This window comes from Algoriphagus yeomjeoni (genome assembly GCF_003259505.1).
Taxonomy (GTDB): domain Bacteria; phylum Bacteroidota; class Bacteroidia; order Cytophagales; family Cyclobacteriaceae; genus Algoriphagus; species Algoriphagus yeomjeoni.
In genome coordinates, this window is record NZ_QLLK01000004.1 from 383,274 (window position 1) to 385,526 (window position 2,253).

General features: G+C 44.3%; 1 protein-coding gene. It reads right to left on the minus strand.

Annotated elements, in window-relative coordinates:
* Positions 1-434: 434 nt before the first annotated feature.
* Entirely contained in the window at positions 435-2,012 is a 1,578-nt protein-coding gene (locus tag LV83_RS09040; RefSeq protein WP_111611221.1) for an NAD(P)/FAD-dependent oxidoreductase, read from the minus strand.
* Positions 2,013-2,253: the final 241 nt, after the last annotated feature.

Sequence of the window (2,253 nt, forward strand, 5' to 3'; positions counted from 1 at the left end):
ACCCCGGGTTTCACCCGGGGCTATTAATGGTTTGACCACTTCGTGGTCGAATTTACCAATACGGTGCAGCGGCCTATGTACTCAAAGACCAATTTTAGGTACTTTTCAGGGTTTTTAATATTTGGGCTTGGTGATGAACCACTCGTTTTGGCGAACCGCACCTTCCTTGATTTGCATCTACTCTGCCAAAACTTGGAACTGATCGAATCATGCTCACCCCGGGTTTCACCCGGGGCTATTAATGGTTTGACCACTTCGTGGTCGAATTTACTAATACAGTGTAGTTCCGCTTTCTTTCCTAGGGTTGAAACCCTAGCCTATTATCTTGAATGCCCTAGGCATTCCTTTGCCAAAGCTAAAACTCTGGGCTATTGAATCGTAATTCTTATGGACGTTGGTGGTGAGTGCAAATGATTATTCGCCCCTACATTAAATCATTTTACATAGGCTTCAATCAATCGCTCGGCACATCTTTCTCCATCCATCGCTGCTGAAACGATTCCACCTGCATACCCTGCACCTTCCCCGCAGGGATAAAGACGCTTGATCTGAATATGTTCAAAAGATTCTCGGTCGCGAGGAATGCGGACTGGAGAAGAGGTCCTGCTTTCCAATCCGATCAACTGAGATTCATTCGTGTAATAGCCCTTCATTTTATTTCCAAAAGTCTTAAAAGCCATGGCCAAACGCTCTGAAATAAAGTCTGGCAAAACATTTCTCATCTCTACAGCATTCAAGCCGGGTTGATAAGAAGTATCCAGCAAAGATACGCTCACTTTTTTCTCGACAAAATCCACCATGCGTTGTGCTGGTGCTACTTGAGTTTTGCCTCCAGCTTCCCAAGCTTTTTTCTCTACATCTGCCTGAAACTCCATAGCTGCCAAGGGGCCAAACTTCTGGTATTGGGGTAAATCTTCCAACTCCACCGAAACTACTATTCCAGAATTGGCAAACTTACTATCCCGGCGACTTGGGCTCATTCCATTCACTACCAGCTCTCCTGGAGAAGTTGCAGCAGGCACTATAAACCCACCTGGGCACATGCAAAAGCTGAATACACCTCTTTGCTTGTTTTTGAACTCAGTCTGATGAACGAGGGAATATGCCGAAGCTGGCAAATAGGGTCCACGGTCCAAACCACAGTGGTATTGTATACTGTCTATCAGTTTTTGACTATGCTCTACTCTTACGCCCAAGGCAAAGGGCTTCGCTTCTATAGTTATCTCTTTTCTATGAAGCAAATGAAAAATATCCCGTGCTGAGTGACCTGTAGCTAAAATCACCCCTAAACCAGTGATTTTATCTCCATTCTGAGTGACCACGCCTTTAATCTCATTTCCTTCTAAAATAAAATCCTCTACCTGGGTATCAAACAAAACCTCTCCTCCAAATTGCCTTATGCTTTCACGTAGGTCTTCAACCAGCTTTGGGAGTTTATTCGTGCCAATATGAGGGTGAGCATCGACTAGAATTTCTTCTGTGGCACCGTGCGCAACAAGAATTTCCATGATCCTTCGAATATCACCTCGCTTTTTGGATCTGGTATATAATTTCCCATCTGAATAGGTTCCTGCTCCACCTTCTCCAAAACAGTAATTCGAATTAGGATTAACAATCTGATCTTTGTTGATAGCTGCTAGGTCTCTTCTGCGAGCCCTCACATCCTTACCTCGCTCGATGACAATTGGTTTCACTCCAAGTTCTATCGCCCGAAGTGCGGCAAAAAGGCCAGCGGGTCCAGCACCTACTATTATTATGGGATCCTCATTACCCACATTTTTATATTCTGGCTGATGGTCTAGAAGGGATGGAGGCGTTTCCTTGATAAAAAGTTCAGCCTGAATATTCACTTTAACATTTCTGCCTCGGGCATCAATGGAACGCTTTACCTGACGTGCTGTTGCCTCATTTGCGTTGGTAGGTAGACCGGCTTTTTTTCGTACTACTTCCTGAAATAATACAGGATCGTAAGCCTCTTCCGGACTCAGTTGTAGCGTAAATTCTTTCTTCATAGGGTAAGGTATTTATCCTTAAATGTGCCGCGCAAAGTTAGTGTTTTCTGAAGTGATAGGAAAGTGTTCAGTATTCAGTCGCAGTCACAGTCGCAGTCAGAGGTAGCAGGTTGTTAAAGTGAATTGTATGAAATGTTAGTGAGACAGGAATATTGGCGAAGTGTGTCTTGTGTTCAGTATTCAGTATTCAGTCCCAGTCGCAGTCACGGTCACAGTCGTAGTCAGAGGTAGCAGGTTGTTA